At 59.4% G+C, this 23,075-nt stretch carries 25 protein-coding genes; 13 read left to right on the top strand and 12 right to left on the bottom strand.

Annotated features, from left to right (window positions below; genetic code table 11):
- Window position 1: 1 nt before the first annotated feature.
- Window positions 2-364 (bottom strand): CidA/LrgA family protein, encoded by a 363-nt coding sequence (locus tag AC0Z8Z_RS14210; RefSeq protein ID WP_108121576.1) that lies wholly within the window; start codon window positions 362-364, stop codon window positions 2-4.
- Between the two features lie 287 nt (window positions 365-651).
- Between AC0Z8Z_RS14210 and AC0Z8Z_RS14205 the strand changes: the two genes are divergently transcribed.
- The 3 genes from AC0Z8Z_RS14205 to AC0Z8Z_RS14195 all read left to right on the top strand — a co-directional run bounded on the left by AC0Z8Z_RS14205 (window position 652) and on the right by AC0Z8Z_RS14195 (window position 3,853).
- Window positions 652-1,107 (top strand): MaoC family dehydratase, encoded by a 456-nt coding sequence (locus tag AC0Z8Z_RS14205; protein WP_122536879.1) that lies wholly within the window; start codon window positions 652-654, stop codon window positions 1,105-1,107.
- Window positions 1,108-1,279: 172 nt separating this feature from the next.
- Window positions 1,280-2,974: a C13 family peptidase gene (locus AC0Z8Z_RS14200; protein ID WP_485619517.1), complete on the top strand. Its 1,695-nt coding sequence runs from the start codon at window positions 1,280-1,282 to the stop codon at window positions 2,972-2,974.
- Between the two features lie 237 nt (window positions 2,975-3,211).
- On the top strand, window positions 3,212-3,853 hold the full coding sequence (locus tag AC0Z8Z_RS14195; RefSeq protein WP_485619516.1) for an oxidoreductase: 642 nt from the start codon (window positions 3,212-3,214) through the stop codon (window positions 3,851-3,853).
- A gap of 253 nt (window positions 3,854-4,106) precedes the next feature.
- On the opposite strand, the gene AC0Z8Z_RS14190 is transcribed toward AC0Z8Z_RS14195, so the two are convergent.
- From AC0Z8Z_RS14190 to AC0Z8Z_RS14175, 4 genes are all read right to left on the bottom strand, one after another.
- On the bottom strand, window positions 4,107-4,394 hold the full coding sequence (locus AC0Z8Z_RS14190; RefSeq protein WP_122536988.1) for a YceK/YidQ family lipoprotein: 288 nt from the start codon (window positions 4,392-4,394) through the stop codon (window positions 4,107-4,109).
- Window positions 4,387-5,016 (bottom strand): flavin prenyltransferase UbiX, encoded by a 630-nt coding sequence (gene ubiX, locus AC0Z8Z_RS14185; protein WP_065988388.1) that lies wholly within the window; start codon window positions 5,014-5,016, stop codon window positions 4,387-4,389. Before ubiX ends, AC0Z8Z_RS14190 begins: the two co-directional genes overlap by 8 nt.
- Window positions 5,013-6,362 (bottom strand): UDP-N-acetylmuramate:L-alanyl-gamma-D-glutamyl-meso-diaminopimelate ligase, encoded by a 1,350-nt coding sequence (gene mpl / locus AC0Z8Z_RS14180; RefSeq protein WP_122536876.1) that lies wholly within the window; start codon window positions 6,360-6,362, stop codon window positions 5,013-5,015. Before mpl ends, ubiX begins: the two co-directional genes overlap by 4 nt.
- A 293-nt stretch (window positions 6,363-6,655) precedes the next feature.
- Entirely contained in the window at window positions 6,656-8,566 is a 1,911-nt protein-coding gene (locus AC0Z8Z_RS14175; RefSeq protein WP_485619514.1) for a sigma-54-dependent Fis family transcriptional regulator, read from the bottom strand.
- A 312-nt stretch (window positions 8,567-8,878) separates the two neighbouring features.
- Between AC0Z8Z_RS14175 and exaC the strand changes: the two genes are divergently transcribed.
- From exaC to AC0Z8Z_RS14130, 9 genes are all read left to right on the top strand, one after another.
- Window positions 8,879-10,399: an acetaldehyde dehydrogenase ExaC gene (gene exaC / locus AC0Z8Z_RS14170; RefSeq protein WP_205486628.1), complete on the top strand. Its 1,521-nt coding sequence runs from the start codon at window positions 8,879-8,881 to the stop codon at window positions 10,397-10,399.
- A gap of 253 nt (window positions 10,400-10,652) precedes the next feature.
- The gene (locus AC0Z8Z_RS14165; RefSeq protein WP_122536874.1) at window positions 10,653-11,300 is read left to right on the top strand and encodes a DedA family protein; all 648 of its coding nucleotides are present in this window, start codon (window positions 10,653-10,655) and stop codon (window positions 11,298-11,300) included.
- A 4-nt stretch (window positions 11,301-11,304) separates the two neighbouring features.
- On the top strand, window positions 11,305-12,123 hold the full coding sequence (locus AC0Z8Z_RS14160; protein ID WP_485619513.1) for a M90 family metallopeptidase: 819 nt from the start codon (window positions 11,305-11,307) through the stop codon (window positions 12,121-12,123).
- A 106-nt stretch (window positions 12,124-12,229) separates the two neighbouring features.
- Window positions 12,230-12,757 carry an inorganic diphosphatase gene (ppa, locus tag AC0Z8Z_RS14155; RefSeq protein WP_065988394.1) on the top strand — a complete coding sequence of 176 codons (528 nt, stop codon included), beginning with the start codon at window positions 12,230-12,232 and terminating at the stop codon, window positions 12,755-12,757.
- A gap of 441 nt (window positions 12,758-13,198) precedes the next feature.
- Window positions 13,199-13,930, top strand: a complete 732-nt coding sequence (locus AC0Z8Z_RS14150) for a S24 family peptidase (RefSeq protein ID WP_485619512.1) — start codon at window positions 13,199-13,201, stop codon at window positions 13,928-13,930.
- Window positions 13,927-14,169 (top strand): hypothetical protein, encoded by a 243-nt coding sequence (locus tag AC0Z8Z_RS14145; protein ID WP_205486624.1) that lies wholly within the window; start codon window positions 13,927-13,929, stop codon window positions 14,167-14,169. Before AC0Z8Z_RS14150 ends, AC0Z8Z_RS14145 begins: the two co-directional genes overlap by 4 nt.
- 128 nt (window positions 14,170-14,297) lie before the next feature.
- Window positions 14,298-14,807 carry a TIR domain-containing protein gene (locus AC0Z8Z_RS14140; RefSeq protein ID WP_485619511.1) on the top strand — a complete coding sequence of 170 codons (510 nt, stop codon included), beginning with the start codon at window positions 14,298-14,300 and terminating at the stop codon, window positions 14,805-14,807.
- Window positions 14,807-15,658, top strand: a complete 852-nt coding sequence (locus AC0Z8Z_RS14135) for a macro domain-containing protein (RefSeq protein ID WP_485619510.1) — start codon at window positions 14,807-14,809, stop codon at window positions 15,656-15,658. The genes AC0Z8Z_RS14140 and AC0Z8Z_RS14135 overlap by 1 nt, the downstream gene beginning before the upstream one ends.
- A complete protein-coding gene (locus AC0Z8Z_RS14130; protein WP_485619509.1) occupies window positions 15,655-16,122 on the top strand; it encodes an HIT family protein in 468 nt (155 codons plus the stop codon). Before AC0Z8Z_RS14135 ends, AC0Z8Z_RS14130 begins: the two co-directional genes overlap by 4 nt.
- 23 nt (window positions 16,123-16,145) lie before the next feature.
- Here the strand turns inward: AC0Z8Z_RS14130 and AC0Z8Z_RS14125 are convergent, their stop codons facing one another.
- The 3 genes from AC0Z8Z_RS14125 to AC0Z8Z_RS14115 are packed head-to-tail and all read right to left on the bottom strand — an operon-like array spanning window position 16,146 to window position 17,867.
- The gene (locus tag AC0Z8Z_RS14125) at window positions 16,146-16,478 is read right to left on the bottom strand and encodes a hypothetical protein (RefSeq protein ID WP_485619508.1); all 333 of its coding nucleotides are present in this window, start codon (window positions 16,476-16,478) and stop codon (window positions 16,146-16,148) included.
- 37 nt (window positions 16,479-16,515) lie between these two features.
- Window positions 16,516-17,361, bottom strand: coding sequence for an RNase A-like domain-containing protein (locus AC0Z8Z_RS14120; protein WP_485619507.1), 846 nt, complete (start codon window positions 17,359-17,361; stop codon window positions 16,516-16,518).
- Between the two features lie 11 nt (window positions 17,362-17,372).
- Complete coding sequence (locus tag AC0Z8Z_RS14115) at window positions 17,373-17,867, bottom strand: Hcp family type VI secretion system effector (RefSeq protein WP_463580783.1); 495 nt, start codon at window positions 17,865-17,867, stop codon at window positions 17,373-17,375.
- 646 nt (window positions 17,868-18,513) lie between these two features.
- Here AC0Z8Z_RS14115 and fic point away from each other — a divergent pair.
- Window positions 18,514-19,635, top strand: coding sequence for a protein adenylyltransferase Fic (gene fic / locus AC0Z8Z_RS14110; RefSeq protein WP_485619506.1), 1,122 nt, complete (start codon window positions 18,514-18,516; stop codon window positions 19,633-19,635).
- A gap of 180 nt (window positions 19,636-19,815) precedes the next feature.
- On the opposite strand, the gene AC0Z8Z_RS14105 is transcribed toward fic, so the two are convergent.
- The 4 genes from AC0Z8Z_RS14105 to AC0Z8Z_RS14090 all read right to left on the bottom strand — a co-directional run bounded on the left by AC0Z8Z_RS14105 (window position 19,816) and on the right by AC0Z8Z_RS14090 (window position 23,033).
- Window positions 19,816-20,871: an ADP-ribosylglycohydrolase family protein gene (locus AC0Z8Z_RS14105; RefSeq protein WP_485619505.1), complete on the bottom strand. Its 1,056-nt coding sequence runs from the start codon at window positions 20,869-20,871 to the stop codon at window positions 19,816-19,818.
- Window positions 20,872-21,000: 129 nt separating this feature from the next.
- Entirely contained in the window at window positions 21,001-21,663 is a 663-nt protein-coding gene (locus tag AC0Z8Z_RS14100) for a DUF6933 domain-containing protein (protein ID WP_485619504.1), read from the bottom strand.
- A gap of 193 nt (window positions 21,664-21,856) precedes the next feature.
- Window positions 21,857-22,153 carry a LysE family transporter gene (locus AC0Z8Z_RS14095; protein WP_485619503.1) on the bottom strand — a complete coding sequence of 99 codons (297 nt, stop codon included), beginning with the start codon at window positions 22,151-22,153 and terminating at the stop codon, window positions 21,857-21,859.
- On the bottom strand, window positions 22,095-23,033 hold the full coding sequence (locus AC0Z8Z_RS14090) for a LysR family transcriptional regulator (protein WP_485619502.1): 939 nt from the start codon (window positions 23,031-23,033) through the stop codon (window positions 22,095-22,097). Before AC0Z8Z_RS14090 ends, AC0Z8Z_RS14095 begins: the two co-directional genes overlap by 59 nt.
- Window positions 23,034-23,075: the final 42 nt, after the last annotated feature.

Here is a 23,075-nt window from a genome sequence, read left to right as displayed (position 1 = left end):
CTCATGATGGCTCCCGGCGACTGGCCTGACGGTCGATGAGTTTCTGCATCAGCCAGCCGGCGAAGGTCAGCGAGACCATCAGGGAAATCACTAGCGAGCCGACGATCGCCCAGAAGTCCTCGGCGATCTGGTCGGCGTACACCATCACACCCACGGCGGGCGGCACCAGCAGCAGCGGCAGGTATCGCAGCAAACTACTGGCGGCCAGGCTGATGGGTTCACTGACTTCACCGCGGGTCATCAGGTAAATCATCAGCAGCACCAGCCCGATGATCGGGCCGGGCAGGATCGAGAGAAACAGGTGGTTGAGCGCGGTTCCGATCAGTTGGAACAGCACAAGCCAGGTCAGGCCTCTTAGCAACATAGAAAACTCCAGCAGATTCGCGGCGACATTATAGGCACGCCACCCGCGCTGCCTATGGGGTGGTATTCGCCAGTTGAGGGCACGTTGACCCGCGCAGTGGGGCGTGCTGATCTTCAATGCCAAGCAATAACAGCGCCGACGCCACCTCGTCGACTGCGGTTCAAACTGTAGGAGTGAGCTTGCTCGCGATCTGACGCGAAGCGGCAGCAAACCTGCGAGCGCGTTGTGTCAGGGGGCCTGCCCGTAAAGATCCAGCGCAAAAACAATCACCCACAAGGAGAGTAGCCATGCCCCACGTACCCGTTGCAGCACTCAAAAGCTATGAAGGCAAGGACCTGGGATGTTCCGACTGGCTGACCATCGATCAGGCGCGCATCAATCTGTTTGCCGAAGCGACCGGCGACTTTCAATTCATCCACGTCGATCCGGTCAAAGCAGCCCAAACCCCGTTCGGATCGACCATCGCCCATGGCTTTCTGTCGCTGTCGCTGATCCCCAAGCTGATGGAGTCCTTGATGGTCGTGCCCGAAGGCATGCAGATGGCGATCAACTATGGCCTGGACAGCGTGCGATTCATTCAGCCGGTAAAAGTGGATTCGCGCGTTCGTCTAAAAGTCACGCTGGCGCAGGTCACCGAAAAGAAGCCCGGCCAATGGCTGCTCAAAGCCACGGCAACGCTTGAAATCGAAGGCCAGGACAAGCCCGCGTTCGTGGCTGAACCGCTTTCGCTGTGCTTCGTATAACCCCCGCCGCCTCTTCATAAAGCTTCCGCAAACCGTCCCGAAACATGAAACAGTCGTAACAGACTGTTTCATGAGCGTTCCTCGCTGCGGCATACTCGCTGCGGCTGTGTGAGCGACTCGATACACGTACGCGATCAGATCACGCCGAAACATCTTTTTTTCGGGATTTACCATGCGCGCGTTTGCTCCTTTGGCCCTGACCTTCCTTCTTACCGCTTGCGGCGACGGCGAATCGCTGTTGCCCCCGGACGCTCGCCTGCCCGACGGCGGACGCTATCGCGGCGACGTGATCAACGGCGTGTTGCAGGGCAAAGGCCGGATCGATTACCCCAATGGCAGCTGGTACGCCGGGGAATTCAAGAGCGGGCAGTGGAACGGCCAGGGCGAGTGGCACGCCAGCAACGGTGACGTGTACCGCGGCGGTTTTCAGGACGGACTTTTCCACGGCCAAGGCTCGCTGACGACCAGCGCTGGCAGCTACGTCGGCGGCTACAAGCTGGGGCGACGCGACGGCGAAGGCACGCTGAAAGAGCACGGCATGAGTTATCGCGGCGAGTTCAAGGCCGACCTCTATGACGGCGCCGGTCATCTGGAACTGGACGACGGCAGCGAGTATCAGGGCCAGTTCGCCCATGGCAAACCCAACGGCGAGGGCCAGCGCAACGATTCGGCGGGCAACCAGTTCAGCGGCAAGTTTGTCGACGGCCAGCTTGAAGGCACGGGCAATTTCAACAGCGCCGATGGCGATCAGTACGTCGGCGGCTTCCATAACAACCAGCTCAATGGTCGCGGTCGCTACGAAAACGCCGATGGCGACGTCTGGTCAGGGCAGTTCAAGGACGGCGCGTTTACGGGTAAGGGCGAGTTGATCGGCACCGACGGCACGCGCTATCAGGGCGATTTCAAAAACTGGCGCTTCTCGGGCGCAGGCAGCCTTAAGCTGCCGGACGGCAGCATGTACATCGGGCAGTTCGAGAACGACAACTACCAAGGCAGCGGCGTGCTGACCACCGCGGACGGCGAAGTCCAGAGCGGCACGTGGTCCAACGGCCAGCGGGTGCGCGACGCCGCCGGCAAGCTGCTGCCCGACCCGCTGGAAATCGGCTTGCTCGCCCAGGGCGCCCTCGTCGAGAAAGCCCTCGCCGCCGTGCCCGCCTCCACGCCGGCCATCGAGCTTTACAGCCTCGTCGTCGGTGGTGATGGCAAGCAGAGCGTCTTTCTGCGCGAGGCCGATTACGTCAACAAACTGCTCGCGACGCGCTTCGGTGCGTTTGGCCAGATCACGCTGGTCAACCACCGCGACCACATGGGCGATCGCCCGCTGGCCACCCGCGAGACCATCAGCCGCGCCGTGCAGACGCTGGCCAAGCGCAGTGGCCCGGAAGATTTGATCTTCATTTACCTGACCAGCCACGGCACCCATGAACACGAGCTGGTGCTGGATCAGCCGCGTCTGGAGCTGTCCGACCTGCCCGCCAATGAAATGGCCGGCGTGCTGGCTCCGCTGAAGAATCGCGACAAGGTGGTGGTGATTTCCGCCTGCTATTCGGGCGGTTTCATTCCGGCGATCAAGGACGAGCGGACAATGGTGATAACCGCCTCACGTGAAGATCGAGTGTCGTTCGGCTGCTCTGAGGAAGCTGATTTCACTTATTTCGGCGAGGCGCTGTTCGGCAAGGCACTGGTGGAAACCGACGATCTGGTGCAAGCGTTCAATGAGGCAAAAGACATCGTCGCCCAGCGTGAGACGGACGAAAGCTTCGAAGCCTCCGAGCCGCAGATGTGGGCGCCGAAAGGCGTGGTCATCCATTGGCGGCAGTTGCGTAAAAGTCAGGCGGAGCGCGCGCTGAATACCGTTCGACGCTGAGTGCCGCAAACGACGCGGAACCTGTAAGAGCCGGCTTGCTGGCGAAAGCATTCGTTCAGACGCTGCGAGGCTGAATGCCTGATCGGGTTCGCCAGCAAGCCGGCTCCTACGGATTGAGGGAGCCCTAAACACCGAGGTGCATGAACATTTCATGTGTTTTTGTGAAACCCTCCCGCTTCGCCCGCAGTCTGTTCCGGTACAGCGCCTATGCTTGTGGCGTATCAAGGGAGAAAGATCATGTACTTGACGCCTCAGCACATTTTGCTTGCCGGAGCTACCGGATTGACTGGCGAGCACTTGCTCGACCGCCTGCTTAACGAACCCACTGTCACCCGCGTTCTCGCCCCCAGCCGTCGTCCTCTGGCTGAACATCCACGCCTGGAAAACCCCGTCGGCGATCTTCAAAGCCTGCTGCCCGCACTTGAAGGCCCCATCGACATCGCCTTCTGCTGCCTGGGCACCACCATTAAACAGGCTGGCTCGCAGGAGGCTTTCCGGGCGGTCGATCTGGACATGGTCGTGGCGTTCGGCAAACACGCCCGCGAGTTGGGGGCGCGTCACCTGCTGGTGATCAGCGCCGTGAATGCCGACCCGGAGTCGAGCATCTTTTACAGCCGCGTCAAAGGCGAGATGGAAGAAGCGCTGAAGCTTCAGGGCTGGCCGCAACTGACCATCGCCCAGCCGTCATTGTTGATTGGCGAGCGGCAGGATCAACGGTTCGTGGAGCAACTGGCCGCGCCGATTGCCAAGCTGATTCCCGGCAAATACGGCGGTATCGAAGCCTGCAACCTCGCCCGCGCGCTGTGGCGTCTGGCGTTGGAAGAGCAGGACGGCGTGCGGGTTGTGGAATCGGATGATTTGCGGCGGTTGGGGAAATGACTGAGCACTGCTCAAGCTGACAGCGAAAACTGTGTAGGAGTGAGCTTGCTCACGAAGAGGCCGAGACACCCGCTACATCTTTAGTGCCTGAAATGCCGTCCTCGCTCCCACATGGAGTGCGTCCAGCCCCCGACAACGCACCACTTTGTAGGAGTGAGCTTGCTCGCGAATGCGTTCTGACAGTCACCCCTTACAGGGCCAGTCATATCGAAATCGCGAGCAAGCTCACTCCTACAGAGATCGCCGATCGGAATTACATCCCGCCCGTAGCCTGAAACCCCACACCCAGCGCGGTCAAAATCGACAGCGGCAGTAGCAGCGTGTCTAGCAGCGCGCTGCCGGGCAGGTCGAGCATCGGGTATTTCGGCGCCTCGGTGCCGAAGCGATCCTTCTCGCAGCAGCCGCCTTCGATGGCGTACAGATCCAGTCGCGTGCCGGCGTAAACCACTGGCGCGCCGGGCTGGTTGGCGTCGAGGGTGCGCACGGTCGAGCAGCCCGTCGTCAGCAACAGGCCGAGGGCAATGACGACGAGCTTATTCATCAGCGCCAAAATGATGCTCGCCCCAACGCGGCAGCATGTCCTGCGGGATGTTGAGCAGGTTGAGGATCCGCGCCACGACGAAATCCACCAGATCGTCGATCGTCTGCGGCTGGTGATAAAAACCAGGCGACGCCGGCAGAATCACCGCGCCCATGTTCGACAGCTTGAGCATGTTCTCCAGATGGATGCTGGAAAACGGTGCCTCGCGGGGTACCAGAATCAGCTGCCGACGCTCCTTCAACGTCACGTCTGCGGCGCGCTCGATCAGGTTGTTGCAGGCGCCCGTAGCGATTGCCGACAGCGTCCCGGTCGAACACGGCACTACAACCATCGCACTCGGCGAGCCTGAACCTGACGCCACTGGCGACATCCAGTCTTCCTTGCCGTACACCCGAATCTGGCCCGCGGTCGCGCCGGTGTATTCGTTGAGAAACGCCTGCATCATCTGCGGTTTGGGCGGCAGGTTGACGTCGGTTTCGGTGGCCATGACCAGCTGCGCGGCTTTGGAAATGAGGAAATGGACTTCGCGGTCTTCGCGCACCAGGCAGTCCAGCAGGCGCAGGCCATATTGCGCGCCGGACGCGCCGGTCATCGCCAGCGTGATGCGTTCCGGGCCGCTCATTGCAGCGCCTCCGCGAGTTTACCGTGCAGGCCGCCGAAGCCGCCGTTGCTCATGATCACCACGTGGGTGCCGGGCTCAGCCTGATTTTTCACAAGCTCGATGATGCCGTCGAGGCTGTCGCACACCAAAGAGGGAATGGTGCACTCCGCAGCGGTCGCCGCCAGATCCCAACCCAGGTTGGCCGGTGCATACCAGACCACCTGATCGGCCTGCACCACGCTTTCCGGCAGACCGTCGCGGTGGGCACCGAGCTTCATGGAGTTGGAGCGGGGCTCGACGATGGCAATGATTGGCGCATCGCCGACCTTCTTGCGCAGACCGTCCAGCGTGGTGGCGATGGCGGTCGGGTGGTGGGCGAAGTCATCGTAAATGGTGATGCCGCGCACTTCGGCGACCTTTTCCATGCGCCGCTTTACGCTCTTGAACGCACTCAGCGCTTCGACGCCTTGCTGCGGCACCACGCCAACGTGGCGGGCGGCGGCGAGGGTCGCCAAGGCATTGGCAACGTTGTGCTGGCCGGTCATGCCCCAGTCAACGACGCCTTGGACCGCACCTTCAAACAGCACTTCGAACCTCGAGCCGTCTTCGCTGAGCAGGTTCGCCTGCCATTGACCGCCCTCGCCCGTGGTTTGCACCGGGGTCCAGCAGCCCATTTGAATTACGCGCTCAAGTGCGGGCTCGGTGGTCGGGTGAATGACCAGCCCTTCGCTCGGGATGGTGCGCACGAGGTGGTGGAACTGACGTTCGATGGCCGGGAGATCAGGGAAGATGTCGGCGTGATCGAATTCCAGGTTATTGAGGATGGCGGTGCGCGGACCGTAGTGGACGAACTTGGAGCGCTTGTCGAAGAAGGCGCTGTCGTATTCATCCGCCTCGACGACGAAGAACGGCGTATCGCCCAGCCGCGCCGAGACATCGAAGTTCTGCGGCACGCCACCGATCAGGAAGCCCGGGGCCATACCGGCGTGTTCCAGCACCCAGGCGAGCATGCTGCTGGTGGTGGTTTTGCCGTGAGTGCCCGCGACGGCCAGCACCCAGCGACCGCGAAGAACGTGATCGGCCAGCCATTGCGGCCCGGAAACATAGGGCAGGCCCTTGTTCAGGACATATTCGACCGCGGGATTGCCGCGCGACATGGCGTTGCCGACCACCACCAGATCCGGCGCCGGTTCGAGGTGCGAAGGGTCGTAACCCTGCATCAACTGAATGCCCTGCGCTTCGAGCTGCGTGCTCATCGGCGGGTAGACGTTGGCATCGGAGCCGGTGACTTTATGGCCCAGATCCTTGGCGAGCACCGCCAGCGAACCCATGAACGTGCCGCAGATACCCAGAATATGAATGTGCATGACCGACCTCTTAGAACATGGGCCGCAGGTTAGCGTAGAAGGCAGTGGATGCGCACGGGGGAATTACCGAGAGCGAGTGAACGCCATGGTAGGACCGGCTTTAGCCGGGAAGATGTCACACTGCAGAATTGATGGTGCCCACGCCGGCCCCTTCCCGGCTAAAGCCGGTCCTACTGACCGCGATTCCACTGACTCACCGCGATGCCCTAGTGGGACCGGCTTTAGCCGGGAAGGGGCCAGATGTCACGCCGCAGGATTGCGAGCATTCACACCGGCTTCATCCACCCAGGACCTCAGCGGTTAATCCCATGCTTACGCAGCTTTCTGTACAGCGTATTCCGGCTCACCCCCAGCTCCCGGGCGGCGTGGGTCATGTGCCAGCGTTGGGTTTCCAGAGTAGCGATGAGCGCTGCACGTTCAGCGTCTTCCAACGGCGAATGGGCCTCATCGGGCTTGATCTGCGCACTGCCCTGCCGAATTGCCACCGGCAGATCATCAAAACCAATCCGCCCCTCATCACACAGCGCCGCCAGGGTACGCAGCACGTTTCGCATCTGCCGCACGTTGCCGGGCCAGTTAAAGTCCAGCAGCGCCTGCCTGGCCTTCGCTTCAATGACAATCGAAAGCCCATCCGTCTCCTGCTCCAGCAGAAACGCCAGCAACTGAGCCTTATCACTCCGATCTCTCAACGGCGGCAAGGCGATTTCCAGGCCGTTAAGCCGGTAAAACAGATCCTCGCGAAAGCTGCCGTCCTCCACCCGCTCCAGCAGGTTCCGGTGGGTCGCGCTGATCAGTCGGACATCCACCGCTTGTGGCTCTCCGCCAATCGGCACTACCAGCCGATCTTCCAGCACGCGCAATAACCGTGTCTGCAAGGCCACTGGCATGTCGCCGATCTCATCCAGAAACAACGTGCCGCCATCGGCCTGTTGCAACTTGCCGCGCATGCCTTCCTTGCGCGCGCCGGTAAAGCTGCCGCCGCGGTAGCCGAACAGCTCGCTCTCGATCAGGCTTTCCGGAATGGCCGCGCAGTTCAGCGCCACGAACGGCTTGGCGGAGCGCTGACTCGACTGATGCACCGCCTTGGCGAACGCCTCCTTGCCAGAGCCAGTTTCGCCGTTGATCAGCAACGGCACGTCGCGCTCGAATACCTTCAGCGCGCGACGGAAATCAGTTTGCAGCGACGCGTCGCCCAGGCAGATGTCGTTCGAAGGGAGCGGTACAGCCAACTTGCTGACCACCGGAGTAACAAGCCCCTTCAGCTCGGCACGGGATTGCCCACGCAGCACGGCGAAGAATCCACGCCCGTCACGGGTGCGCAGCGGCCAACTGGCAGCGGCGTCCGGCGAAGCGCGGCTCAGCAGTTCATCCAGCGAGCAGTCAAACAACGATTCCACGCCCTGCCCCACCAGATCGCCACGGCTCAGGCCCAGCAGATTCAGCGCGCTCTGGTTCAGCGCACTGACGCGGCCCGCGCCGTCGAAGGCCAGCAGCCCTTCACTGAACAAACCGACCGCGCCGGCCTGAAGATGAAAACGCAGCAGCCAATGATCGTCGAAATGACGCAGGAAATAGCTGCTTTCGATCATCTTCGCCGACAGATTCACCAGCGCCATGGTGTGAAACTGGCTCTGCCGGGACACGTCGTGACGGGCCGATGAGACGTCCAGCACCGCAAGCAGATCGCCATGGGGATCGAACACCGGGCTCGCCGAGCAGGTCAGCCCGGTGTGGCGGCCGCGAAAATGCTCGTCGCGATGGATCGTCACCGACTGACGCTCGACCAGGCAGGTGCCGATGCCATTGGTGCCCTCCCGCGCCTCGCTCCAGTCGGCGCCCAGCCAGAGGCCCGCACGCTCGAAAATCCGCCGGTCCCCGGGCTCGGTCACGCAGTTCAGGATGATTCCGCGGGCATCGGTCAGCAGCACCGCACTGCCGCCCGCAAGCTGACGGTGCAGGCTGTTCATCTCATCGCCAGCGATGGTCAGGACCTGCTGCAACTGCTCGCGACTCTCCAGCACCCGCGCATGTTCAATCACGGTAGGCGCCATGGCCTGCGCGGGATCGAGGTGATAATCCTCCAGGCACCGCAACCACGAACGGGCAATGGAAGGGTCGGCGCCGGGGCCGTATTGAAGGGGCGTTTTGCCTTGGGTAACGGTCAGCACTTGTTCGGCGTGGCGCGTCAGATGATTGCTGTGCATTTTTATTCTTCATCCTGAGCCGGGGCTCTGGGGAGGATTTGCGACTCAGCATCCTCCTCGCCCGGATTCATTGCAATGCTGCGAAAGGCGGGGTCCGCCAAGCTGTCACGCAAAGGGTACAAAGTGTCACCTTTGCCGCCCCGCCGTCGATACACCACTCGGGCATCACCACATGATTCATCGACAAAACCCCGATAAACCGGGGACCGGACGGCAGTGGCCCGCGCTTTGCTCTACGCTCTAGCCATGCGACCTAGTCATGCGCCGCAACGCGTTATCCCCAGACAATCACAAGACCAGGAGATATTCACCATGCGTTACGCCCACCCCGGTACTGAAGGCTCAATCGTTACCTTCAAGACCCAGTACGGCAATTACATCGGTGGCGAATTCGTGCCGCCGGTCAAAGGCCAGTACTTCGAAAACACCTCGCCGATCACCGGCAAGCTGATCGCAGAATTCCCGCGTTCGACCGCCGAAGACATCGACAAAGCCCTCGATGCCGCCCATGCCGCCGCCGATGCATGGGGCAAAACCTCGGTGCAGGAACGCTCGCTGACCCTGCTGAAAATCGCCGACCGCATCGAACAGAACCTGGAATTGCTGGCCGTCACCGAGACCTGGGACAACGGCAAAGCCGTGCGCGAAACCCTCAATGCGGACATCCCCCTGGCGGTCGACCATTTCCGCTATTTCGCCGGCGTGCTGCGTGCCCAAGAAGGCTCCGCTGCGGAGATCGACGGCAACACCGTGGCGTATCACATTCACGAGCCGCTGGGCGTGGTCGGGCAAATCATCCCGTGGAACTTCCCGCTGCTGATGGCCGCCTGGAAACTCGCGCCCGCCCTCGCCGCCGGTAACTGCATCGTCCTCAAGCCGGCCGAGCAAACGCCGCTGGGTATCACTGTGCTGATGGAGCTGATCGGCGATCTGCTGCCAAAAGGCGTGCTCAACGTGGTGCAGGGTTATGGCCGCGAAGCCGGTGAAGCGCTGGCCAGCAGCAAGCGTATTGCCAAGATCGCTTTCACCGGTTCAACGCCGGTGGGTTCGCACATCATGAAACTGGCGGCTGACAGCATCATCCCGTCCACCGTGGAGCTGGGCGGCAAGTCGCCGAACATTTTCTTCGAAGACATCATGCAGGCCGAGCCTGAGTTCATCGATAAAGCCGCTGAAGGCGTGGTGCTGGCGTTCTTCAACCAAGGCGAAGTCTGCACGTGCCCGTCGCGCTGCCTGGTTCAGGAATCGATCTACCCGCAGTTCATGGAAGTGGTGATGAAGAAGGTCCTGAAGATCCAGCGCGGCGACCCGCTGGACACCGACACCATGGTCGGTGCGCAGGCGTCGCAGCAGCAGTTCGACAAGATTCTTTCGTACCTCGAAATTGCCCAGGGCGAAGGCGCCGAACTGCTGACCGGCGGCAAGGTCGAGAAGCTCGAAGGCTCGCTGGCGACCGGTTATTACATCCAGCCGACGCTGCTGAAAGGCAACAACAAGATGCGCGTCTTCCAGGAAGAAATCTTCGGCCCGGTGGTCAGCGTGACCACCTTCAAGGACGAAGCGGAAGCCCTGGCCATCGCCAACGACACCGAGTTCGGCCTGGGTGCCGGCGTCTGGACCCGCGACATCAATCGCGCGTACCGCGTGGGCCGGGCGATCAAGGCCGGTCGCGTATGGACCAACTGCTACCACCTGTACCCCGCCCATGCGGCGTTCGGCGGTTACAAGAAATCCGGCGTCGGTCGCGAAACCCACAAGGTCGCGCTCGAGCACTATCAGCAGACCAAGAACCTGCTGGTGAGCTACGACATCAATCCGCTGGGCTTCTTTTGATTTAGCGTAATCGGGCGACAAGCAACGGCCTCTTCGGAGGCCGTTTTTGTGGGTAGCGATGGGCGTTCAATGGGGCACGCCGCCGTCCGGACGCCGCAATGGTGAGCTAAAGACGCTACCCCTGTGGGAGTCAGCTTGCTCACGAAGACGGCATGTCGAGCGCCACATGGCGTTGCTTGCCTCTATAATGCCGCGCACATTTCCCCTCTTCGCCCCGCACGACCCGGATCGGGTCTCAAAACCAGGTGACTACATGGATTTCAATCCGCTTGATCTGATTCTTCACCTCGACGTTTACCTCGACCTGCTTGTGACCCAATACGGCACCTGGGTTTACGCGATTCTGTTCCTGGTGATCTTTTGCGAAACCGGCCTGGTGGTCATGCCTTTCCTGCCAGGCGATTCGCTGCTGTTCATCGCGGGTGCCGTAGCGGCTGGCGGCGGTATGGACCCGGTGTTGCTGGCGTGCCTGTTGATGGCAGCGGCGGTACTCGGCGACAGCACCAACTACATCATCGGCCGCACCGCCGGCGACAAGCTGTTCAGCAACCCGAATTCGAAAATCTTCCGTCGCGATTACCTGACCAAAACCCAGGAATTCTACGGTCGCCACGGCGGCAAGACCGTCACCCTCGCACGCTTCCTGCCAATCATCCGCACCTTCGCCCCGTTCGTGGCCGGTCTTGGCCGCATGCCTTACCTGCGCTTTCTCGGCTTCAGCGTGTTGGGCTCGGTGCTGTGGGTCGGCGGGTTGGTCACGCTGGGCTTCTTCTTCGGCAACATCCCGTTCATCAAGAAGAACCTGACGCTATTGGTGCTGGCGATCATCCTGATCTCGCTGCTGCCGATGATCATCGGCCTGATTCGCAGCCGCACAGGTCGCTCCGCCGAGGCGCGCTGAATCCATGTGGTCGTTCCGGGAATGGCGCAAACGGCGCACGCTGGCGCGCCATCCGGTCGATCCGCAGGTGTGGGAACGCGTGCGCCAGCGCCTGCCGATCCTCGACGGGCTGAGCGCTGATGAGGATCGTTACCTGCTCGAGAGCTGCGTGCTGTTCCTGCAGGCCAAACACCTGACCGCACTGGAAGGTGTCGAGCTGGATGATGAATCGCGTCTGTTTCTTGCCGCTCAGGCCCAACTGCCGTTGCTCGCCCTGGGCGATCTCAACTGGTATCAGGGTTTTCACGAAATCATCCTCTACGGCGATGACTTCATCAGCCCCCAACGCCACCGCGACGCCAGCGGCATCGAGCACGAATGGGACGGCGAGCACAGCGGTGAGGCGTGGTCCCAGGGCCCGGTGATTCTGGCCTGGCCGGGTGTGCTGACCAGCGGCGGATGGGAAGCCTACAACCTGGTGATCCACGAGCTGGCGCACAAGCTGGACATGCTCAACGGCGAGGCGAACGGTCTGCCGCCGCTGCACCCCGACATGCGCGTGAGCGACTGGGCCAGCGCCATGCAGAGTGCCTACGACGACCTCAACCGCCAACTCGACGCCGACCCGGACGCCGAGACCGCCATCGACCCCTACGCGGCGGAAAACCCCGCCGAGTTCTTCGCAGTCATCAGCGAATACTTCTTCAGCGCGCCGGATTTGCTCGTCGAGGCCTATCCCGCCGTCTACGGGCAACTGAAAGCGTTCTATCGGCAGGATCCGTTGGCGCGGCTGACGGCACTTCAGCGCGACAACCCGGTCTATCAGGCTCAACACGACGCCTGAAGCCCGCCGTCACGCATGGCAACGCTTCAGGAATGTGCCTATAATCCGGCCACTTTTTGGCGTTGCATGCCAGATTCTGAATGGTCAACCAAGGGGGCAAAGCCCAATGAGCTACAGCAAGATTCCGGCCGGTAAAGACCTGCCGAATGACATCTACGTCGCAATCGAGATCCCGGCCAACCACGCGCCGATCAAGTACGAAATCGACAAAGAAAGCGACTGCCTTTTCGTTGACCGTTTCATGGCCACCCCGATGTTCTACCCGGCCAACTACGGTTTCATCCCCAACACCCTGGCTGACGACGGCGACCCCCTCGACGTGCTGGTGGTGACGCCTTATCCGGTCACCCCGGGTTCCGTGATCCGCGCCCGTCCGGTCGGCGTGCTGAACATGACCGACGACGGCGGCGGCGATGCCAAAGTTATCGCAGTTCCACACGACAAGCTGTCCCAGCTGTACGTGGACGTTAAGGAATACACCGATCTGCCACCGCTGCTGATCCAGCAGATCGAGCACTTCTTCGCGAACTACAAAGACCTCGAAAAAGGCAAATGGGTGAAGATCGAAGGCTGGGCTGGCGCTGACGCCGCTCGCGAAGCGATCACCAAATCGGTCGCGGCCTACAAGGGCTGATCCGATTGTGTCCCGCCGAAGCGCTCGCCGCTTCGACGGGGCCACGTTTTACCTGCATGTCCCCGCCTTCTGCTTTCTGAATACCCCTCCCCCCGTACATCCCCCCTTTTTTTCGCCCTCTGTCATTACACACATGTTTAAAACTCACACTGCACACACAACGTGTTTAATCGCGTCGTATGATTTTCTTCTTTGAACAACACCGCCCGATTCAAACTTCCCTGGCGCCCCCTTTAGTCAGGCCTCCGTGCCGTTAATTGCTCACGTGCATGAGTGACATCGGTTTCAACCATTGTTGATGCATAAGAAAACAGTGAGCGAATCGGCCTACAAAAACAGCCGAAGGTTGTAATCCTTACATTCACGTTCAAGCATGACGGCGTGCTCATTTGAACACTTCGTTCATTTAAACGCGCTTCAACCCGCCGTAAACTTCGGCCCATGAATACATCAGGTGATCGACTGCGCGGCCTTCTGCGAGAGTGCCATCTCTCGGCAACGGACTTTGCCGCCAACCGAAAAGTTACGCCGCAACACGTGAACAACTGGTTCAAGCGCGGCATCCCCATGGCCCGTATTGAAGAAGTCGCTGAACTGCTGAGCGTCAACGCGCGTTGGCTGCGCAGCGGCGAGGGCCCGAAGCACCCTGGACAAGACCGCTTGACTGCCCAGCCGCCAGACGCTCAACCGCGGGCCGAGCGAAGCGTGCGCGAAGAACTGGAAATGCCGGTCTACACCGAATTGCAGACGCAAAGCTCAGGTCGGACGGCGGTGGGTGAAATCCATAACCACAAAGTGCGCCTGTCCCGGCGCGTGCTCGAAACCATGGACGTCGAGCTGCACAACGCGATCTGCGTGGCGATGGTCGGCAACAGCATGGCGGACAAAATCCAGGACGGTTCGCTGATCGGCATTGATCGCGGGCGCGTGCAGATCATCGATGGTGAAATGTACGCACTGGAGCACGACGGCATGCTGCGGGTGAAATACCTGTATCGCCTGCCGGGCGGCGGCTTGCGCTTGCGCAGCCACAATTGCGCCGAGTACCCGGACGAGATTTTCAGCGCCGAACAGGTGCAGGCCCAGCACATTCATATTCTGGGGTGGATCTTCTGGTGGTCGACGCTCAACAACCGCCGCCATCCGGCAACGATACGGCGAGGCGCGGAATGAGCGTGTTTCAGAACTGGGCAGACGCAAACAACATGGGTATCCTGCACGCCTTCGTTTCAGCACCCGTCGGCCACACGCGGATGGGTGATCGACCTGGCACCGTCTCCCTGACCTGCCCGGTCTACCTGACAAGCGCCTCCTCGCAGCGCGCACTTTTGCGGACGGGTGCGGTTAGCCAAAAACTAACCAAACCCGTCACCGAGAAGCCGGCCACAAGCCGGCTTTTTAACTTCCCATGAATACCTCGCACCGCTAACCCACGCGGCGCCTCCGCGCGCGCGTCAATCGGCAATCGGCAATCAGTGGACTGAGCGCCTTAACCGATGAAGCAAACAACCCTCTTCGTTTTCACTACAGGAAGTTCATCATGAGTTACCGCAACAAAACCTACATCGCGTTCGCCAGTGAAGACATCAAGCATTATTGGCTGATGAAAGCCTGGAAGCAGAACGAGAAAATCGACTTCGACTTCTTCAATGCCCATGACCTGTTCGAGGCGAGGGACAGCAGTTCGCCAGAAACTATCAAACGCCGCCTGCGCGAACGCCTCAACAACACCAAGCAAGTTATCTTTCTGGGCAGCGAAGATGGCCGTCGCAAGGGCGGCGACGGGGATTCGTTTCTTGCTTATGAAATCGAGGTGATTCTCGAACTGGATCTTCCCATCGTCATCGCGAATCTCTGCCAGAGCAGAAACATCGTCATGGATAACATTCCCCAGCCGCTCATCGATCGAAAACACTTCAACGTTTCGGTGTCTTTCCAGCCCAAAATCATTCAGTACACGCTGGACAACTACGTTGCGGGTTACGCGAAGAGCGACCTGCAAGGTCCCCATCGATATGTCGGCAGAATCTACGACGGGCTGGGCATCTGATGACCATCCTTCAGGACATGCAGACATGGCGCTTCTGGCGCCACTTTCTGGTGGCGTTGTTCGCCTGTGTGGGCGGGCTGTCGACGATCATGCAGACCTTCAACGTCATTTACCCCGGCAGCCATGCGCTGGAAGGTGTCGGCATCCTGATAGCAATCATCGTGGTGTCAGTTTCCGCCTCGCTGTTCAAGGCATGGCCGCGCCCGATTGCCGAGGAATACAACGCGCCGAAAACACGGATCACCATCGTGCCCGGTGATCTTCTCAAGGAAGACGGCCATCTGGTGATCGGCACCAACGACACCTTCGACACGGAAACGCCGAACATCATTGCCACCTCCAGCCTGCAGGGCCAGGCGTTGCAGGTCCTTTACGGCGGCGACCTGAGAGAACTTGATCGTCATCTGGACGACGCGCTGGTCAACACCCCCTGCGTCGGTACGCTCAACAAGCCGGGCAAACAAGTGCAATACGGTGTCGGCACCATCGCCACGCTCAAGCACGCGCACCGGCTGATCTTCTTCCTGGCCTACTGCGAAATGGACGCCCAGAACGTCGCGCGCTCCACGCCGGACAAGGTTTGGAAGGGCTTGCTTGCGCTCTGGGCCGAAGTGTCCCGGCGCGGCAACGGCGGCACCATCTCGATCCCGGTCATCGGCGGCGGGCAGGCGCGACTGTCCAGCGTGCTGCCCGCCCAGGACGCCATCCGCTTCACGCTGCTCTCGTTCATGTTCGCCTCCCGCAACTCGAAGGTCTGCGACGAACTGCGCATCGTCGTCCGCCCCGACGACTACCGAAAACTTGATCGGCTGGAACTGCAGTCTTTCCTTTCGTCATTGAGGTCATCATGACCCCGGAAACCAGCCTCGACCTCCCGGACAATCCCGATTGCGCGTTCTGCGCATACCTCAAGGGCGAAAGGCCCTACACCATCCTCTCCTGCACCCCGCAAACCGCGACCTTCGTGACCCGCGAACAACGGGGTCACCCGCACTTGCTGGTGCTGCCGCTGAGGCACGTGCCTTCGTTGCTGGAAATGACCGACGAGGAGGTTGCGGCGGTGGCGGTTGAAGTGCGCAATGCGGCGAGGCTGATTGAAAAGGCGTACGCGAAAACGGGGATTGCGGTTTGGCAGAACAACGGCGTGCCGGCGGGACAGGCGATCGGGCACGTGCACTTTCATGTGGCGGGGACGTTGCCGGGTGGGGGGACGGAGTTTGGGGAAGTGAAGGAGATATCGGTGATGGAGACGGATGAGATTGCGCGGCGGTTGCTGGAGGGAGGTAGATGCGATTGGAGCGCCAATCGCTCATAAGACCATTGCGTGATGCCTGCCAATCAAAATCCGAAGAGCTTTTTCCTTCGGATTTTAATTTCGCTGTCGAGCAATGCGGATACGGTGGTCAGGAATACATACAGGTCGCCTTCGAAGTAATCTTCGGCGAAGGAGGTGTCTTGACCAAAAGGCGGATCGACGTACTGCAAACCTTCGGTCGTCATATTCCTTCGGATGTAGGTCTTTATTTCTCGTTTAAAGAGGATTGCATGCAGCAGATCCAGAAACCCATAGCCGATGCATTCCTTGACTATCTGGGGAAGCGTGAGGGGTTCAAATCCTTTTTTTTCTTCTTCATCCAGAAACTCGCCAACTGCATCGCCGACATAAAACATGAATCCATGTAAATATGCGTATCGCATTTTTAACGCCCTATAAAATCGGATGAGCAGTGATAATGTAATATGGCATGTGATTATACTCAACAAACTGAATGGTCACGTTAACCTTAGACATGCGCACTATTTCACCAGGTGCTCCTCGCGCAACCCCCCAACCAACATCTCTTCCAACATCCATCTTAAAATCACGACTGGTATTATTTCTCAATAAAAACTTGGCTTTTGAGAACGTCAATATTTTTAGCCTATTATTTTGAAGCACCTTGCTGACTGCCCACTCCGCCGTATCTATATCATAAAACGTCGAGGAAACATTAACTTTTTTTGACGCAAAGCGCTTTGTTAAGTAGTCAACATCTTTACCTACATGCTTGCGTAGCGCGTGTCCCCCTCCCAAGTTACCAGGTACATTAGGCAGCTTTTCGCTTGTGACAATTGATATTCGGCCTGCCCGTACAGACGATACTCTGAACGCGTTGTACAGCGAAGCGGTTGAAAGCGGAACAGCAAACTCAGTTGCCAGACCGATCACTTGGCCAGCCTCTCTAGAAGAGCCGAGCGCTTCAGCCGCAGATGACCCTGCCTTGAAAGCAAAAGAGTCAGTCTCTTTGCCGGTTAGAAGCTGAGTCGCTCCTGCCGAAAGCTGGTCGGAAGCATGCACGCCCATCGCGACACATCCGATTTTGGTAATCATCGTTGGCTCTGGGACTGCGCACAGTACGCCTGAACCTGCCAGCTCTACGATACCGCCAACAAGGCGCAGACTCCCGAAGATACGGTTCGACATTATCTCCGCAGGTGTAAGCGACTCTTGCGTCAAGATCGCAGCCATCTGAGCAAAGCTCAGCGCCACGCGAAACTCTCCATCGTCTGCCATGTTGCGTTTCCTTACGCGAATGGTTTGTTGGCAGTTCTGTCCCAACCTCCGGACACAATCCCTGCACTACCGCCATCAGCGCGACGCTGCTGGGAATATTCGAACTTGATACGGCCATAATTTAGGCTAATGATTTCCACAGGAAAACCACCCTGATCGGCACCCTGTCCGCTGACAGTCGCGATCAACACTTCCTCAAGCACGATATCCATGTATTTGAACTTCTCACCACCAGAACGATGTATGCGAATCGTCACCGTCTTGATGTGCGAGCCTCTGCAGCACAGCTCGAAGAGCTTGGGTGTTGCCCGATCTATATATTTGCTGATCTGGAAATCGCCCAGTGCGACACCGCCCGCGGAGGCCCCTCCATTGGAACTCGCTGACTGGCTGATCGACTGGAATGCGTCGTAATGATAAGAAAGCAGCTCGATCCAACCCTTATGGTCAGCATCCAACGACTCACCTTCTACTCCATCCACCTGCATAAATGCGTCAAACGACATTTTTAGCTCCCTGCTCACTTCCAAATGAAAAACAATGCTACCCGATGAATCTCATTGATTGCACCCCGCTTCTGCACAAAAGGCGTGATACAGACAACAATTTATCAAATTTATCATCGCATCTGAAAACACCAATACAGATGTTTCCCAAGTCCCAATACAGTTCAATTTTTCGACCTCGGCTGAAGGCCAGCCTCAATGAATGAAGAGCTGACGGGGCACGCAACTACTAAGGATTTCTTAGTAGTTCGCCGTGAAGGAGCAAGGTATTCGCGTGCACCGGCTGAAGATGGGTAGTCATACCCATCGAGCTCAATCTCCTGCGCTCGAGACCGATCAAGAACTCGATACTATTAAATGAAGAAAAACATCTTTCCACTGCTGCCTGATTTTTCCATACGAGCGTTCACGCGCTAAAACTTGAACAGGAGCCTATATTTCTTAAGCTCAAACCACCGCAAACCCACAAATCAATTCCAGGGGCTTTCGCACATGTCGCCATCGGCGACACGAGAACAGAACATGTCGCCAAAACCAAAATATAGCGACACGTTATCCCCACATGTTTACACTGACGCCATGAAAAGCGCGCTCACCAGAGCGCCGTTGCCTTTAGATGGATACCCGAAGGATCAGGATCGCATCCATGACCGCATCCCCCCTCCCTTGGCAGGCCGACAAGCCCTTTAACCAGCTTCCGCCCTTGCCACCGGCAGCCGAGCTTGAAACACGTGCAGTGCTCAAGCGCTGTATCGAGGCCCGCGCGGCATTGGCCGAGTTGAAGCAGGCGGCCGAGCTAATCCCAAACCAGACGGTGCTGATCAACACCCTCCCGTTGCTGGAAGCCAAAGACAGTTCGGAAATCGAAAGTATCGTCACCACTACGGACCTGCTCTTTCAGCATGCCCAGGATGGCGATAACCACGCCGACCCGGCCACCAAGGAAGCCCTGCGCTACCGCAAGGCCTTGCATCATGGCTATCAGTCCTTGGCCGAGCGGCCACTCTCCACCGGCACGGCAGTCGAAATCTGCCGCACGCTCAAGGGCGTAGACATGGACATCCGTCGAGTGCCCGGTACCCAGCTCGCCAACGACCGCACCGGAGATGTCATCTACACCCCACCGGAGGGTGAAGACCGTTTGCGCGATCTGCTCGCCAACTGGGAGCGCTTTCTGCACAACGAAACGGACTTAGACCCGCTGGTACGCATGGCTGTGGCTCATTACCAGTTCGAGGCCATCCACCCGTTCACCGATGGCAATGGCCGCACCGGGCGCGTGCTCAACACCCTGTATCTCATCCACGAAGGTCTGCTGAATCTGCCAATTCTCTACCTCAGCCGCTACATCATCGCCCACCGAGCCGACTACTACCGCCTTCTGCTGAATGTCACCCGCGAACAGGCCTGGGAGCCCTGGCTGCTGTATATGCTCAGTGCGGTGGAAGAAACGGCTCGCTGGACCACTGCCAAAATCGCCGCCATACGCAGCCTGTCCGAACACACCACTCAGTTTGTGCGCGATCAACTGCCGAAAAACTATTCCCGTGAGCTGGTGGACGTGATTTTCGAGCAGCCCTACTGCCGCATCAGCAACGTCGTAGACAAACAGATTGCCCAGCGTCAAGCCGCCTCCCGTTATCTCAAAGAGCTGGTCGCCATCGGCGTTCTGCAAGAGGCGCAGGTTGGCAAGGAAAAGCTCTTTATTCATCCCAAGCTGATGCAGCTACTGATTCGCGACAGCAACGACTTCAAGCCCTACGCCTGACCCTTTTCGACACCAAGCTGGGCAGCGAGATTGATGCCCACGTGGCCGGCCAAATCGCAAAGCAGCGCTCATGACGCGCTAGAAGCCGCCCGCGTAAAGTCGCCGACACACTCGCGAGTTGAGGCCCGAGTATCACGGCACCTAAGTCGGTAAAAGGTGATACAAAAAAACTTTCCAGGGCTAGCCACCCGGATACCGCTCCCAAATCTCATCATCAAACTCCCCGCCATACCCAGAGAAATCCCTAGGCACGCGCTCGATATCCTCCGCCACCGCCTCAATCACTCCCCGCAGCTCAAGCGGCGCAAGCCAACGATCCGGGATCGCCTGAACCCCGTGTTTAATACCCAGCAAATGCCCGGCCATCAGCCCGGTGCTATCACTGTCCCCGCTGTGATTCACGGCATTGATCACGCCGTCTTCGAACGATGTGGCAGTCAGTGCGCACCAGATACCAATCGCCAAGGCTTCTTCCGCGATCCATCCGCCGCCCAGCTCGTCGATCCGCTCGGGGGTTGGGCGGTGGCCTTCGTAGCTAAAGAAGAGCACACGCTCCACAATCGCCCGTGTTTCCTCCATGCCGGGTTTGTCCCCGTGCTCGGCCAGGCTTTTGGCGACGGCGTCTTCGAGGCTGTCTTCGCGGTCGACGATGCGCTGGAGAATGTCGGCGAAAAGTCCGGCGGCCATGTAGCCCGTTGGGTGACCGTGGGTCAGACGGCCGGAGTCAGCGGCGTTGTCGAAAGCGCTAGGGAAGAAAGCGCACGGCGCGACGCGCATGACGGCGCCGCAGCCTTTGCTGTCGTTTTGGGCGAAAGCGCCAAATTCGGTGCTGGCCTTCAATGCGCTTAGACAGGTGAGGCCGGGCGCGCGACGGGACCACAACTCGCGCTCCTTCACCAGCCAGCCATCCAGGCTGACGCCTGTGATGGCAGGCGAGTAGTCCTGGGTTATCAGCCAGCGCAGCAACGCATGGTGAATGACGCCGGGTATGTGGCAAATACCGCGGGAGATGCCGCGCACATGAGCGCGCAGCAGGCCTTCAGCGGTGAATAGCATCATTTGCGTGTCGTCGGTGATGGCGCCCACGCGGCCGTAAGCCGGAGCGAAATCGACGATTCCACGCGCACCGAATGTCGCGTGGATGGCGTTCCATTTGAGAAATTCGACCGGCGCACCCAGTGCATCGCCCACCGCGCCGCCGAGCAGGCAGCCTTTGATCCGTTCAAGTCTGTTCATCTGTGCTTCCTTACACTGGCTGCATCATGGTCCGAAGCTGTTTCTGATGTTTGTTTGGTTGCGCGAAATGCGCAGTCTCCGCGCAGCGCCTGATTTTCGAGGCATCAATTCTCAGACTCAGATTCCCGCTCACGTCGACGCATACCACCTCTTATACGCCTCCGCCATCTCCACTTCCGTCATCACCACCCCCAACCTTGGATAGACCTGCTTCAGTTCAAGCTCAGCCGGCATGAAGTAATCCCCGCCTCTGATTGACCGGAACATCCCGTTTGCCACGCCATCGAAGGCGATGAGAGACGCCTCCTCAATTGGCAGCCCTGGGCCGACGTATTCGCGTCGAGCCGCCATGTCGAGCACTGAATTGATATGGGCTTGAACACTCCGATCGCTACGCTTGAAGAAATGCACGGGCTGGAAGCTTTCTTCCCACACATCAACATGACGCTGGAGCTCAGCCTGAGGCGGAATTTCCCCGAGAACGTTTCCGGCCAGTACGAGCACCTCGACAAGATACCGAGCGGTGAACTGCGCCAGAAAACCCTGCACGTCGTTGCGTTTCAGGCCGACGAACATCATCGCGTAGCGCGTGTCGACTTTCATGGCGAGCAGGACATGAGTCCTGCCGAATTTGGTGACGTGCAGTTGCCAGCGATCCACTCGATCGTGGGCTGCGCTGTCCGCTTCCAGCGATTGGGCAGCGGCGGAGGGCTGCACAGCGCTGATGATTTTGCCCTTCACTTTTTTCGAGAAAAAATCGCAGGCGTCTTGGGTGCAATCAAAGATCAGCATGGGTATGGGTGGTCCATTCGGCGATGGTTGAGGATACCGACGCCGACCTCGAGGCGCCAACACGCGGAAAAGACGAATCGGCTGTCGGTAGGTTTTTGGTGTCCGGACGGGCCACTTCCCGGCTGAAGCCGGTCCTACTGACAGCGTGCATTCAGTGGGACTGGCATTAGCCGGGAAAGCCGAAAGCGCATCTTCATCGAATCGTCTGCCTAACCCCAAGCATCACAATCACCGCCCCACACACCCGATCAATCGCCTTCTTCTTGCTGGCATACGCACCGGCAATTCGGGGCCGTGATAACGCGGTCGCGATCAGTGCGTACCAGGCAGAGGACACGAGGCCGACCATCGCCAGCATTGCCGCGAAGGTTTCAACCTCGACATTACTAGGCGCGGCAGCGGAAAAGATCGCGGCGTAAAACGCGACTGACTTAGGGTTGGCAATGTTGGTCGCGACGCCCTGTTTGAATGCGCTTCGGAGGCTGCGCATCTGCCGCCAACACATGCCGCAAAAACAACGCCCCCGCCACCGACAACCCGTCCCTCGACCTAACGCAGACGTTCAGTTCGCGACTGGCCCATTCCTCCTCCAGCTGAACCACTTTCGCACCGTCCATTCGGTAAATCCCTGCGCTGCCCTCCGGCATGATGCCGATGCCGACGCCTGCCTGAACCATCAGGCTCAGGGCGTCATAGCTGGCGACTTCCATGCGGATTCTCAGGGAGCGGCCGAGGTCGTTGGCGGCTTTGATCAGCTGGAAATTCAGGTGGGTGCCGCTGCGCAGGGCGACGTATTCGTGGTCGAGGGTGTCGCTGAAGCGCACTGACTCACGGCCTGCCAGCGGGTGGTCGTTGGGCACGATCAACACCAAGCGGTCGGTGCGGAACGGGAAAACCTCGATGTCGGCCCCATGAGGCAGGCGCGTGAATATGCCGATCTCGGCGCGATTTTCGGCGACGGCTTTGGTGATCGCAAGGCTTTGCTGTTCTTCGAGGATGATGTTGATCAGCGGGTAAAGCGCCATGAACGACTTGATCAAGCCGGGCATGAATTGGGTGATGGCAGATATGTTCGCCAGCACGTGCACCGAGCCGCGCGTGCCGTTGGAGTAGTCGCGCATCTGCAGAACGATGTCGTTGAGGTTGTTCAGCGCGCTGCGGGCCATGAACAGCAGCGACAGGCCGGCATCGGTCGGGGTGATGCCTTTGTTGGTGCGGTTGAGCAGCCGGGAATCGAGCAGCTCTTCCAGTTCGCTGAGCCGCTTGCTGACGGCCGCCGCCGCGATGTGTTCGCGCTTGGCGGCAGCAGCAATGGTGCCTTCTTCAACAACGCTGACGAAGAGGCGCAGCGAGACGGGGTCGAGTTTCATGTGGGGTACCGGGCGTGCTGGCCTGAGTGGCCGCCATAGTAC

Source organism: Pseudomonas sp. 1L-C-7-B-C1 (assembly GCF_057291635.1).
This window is presented reverse-complemented; position numbering and strand designations above follow the sequence as displayed.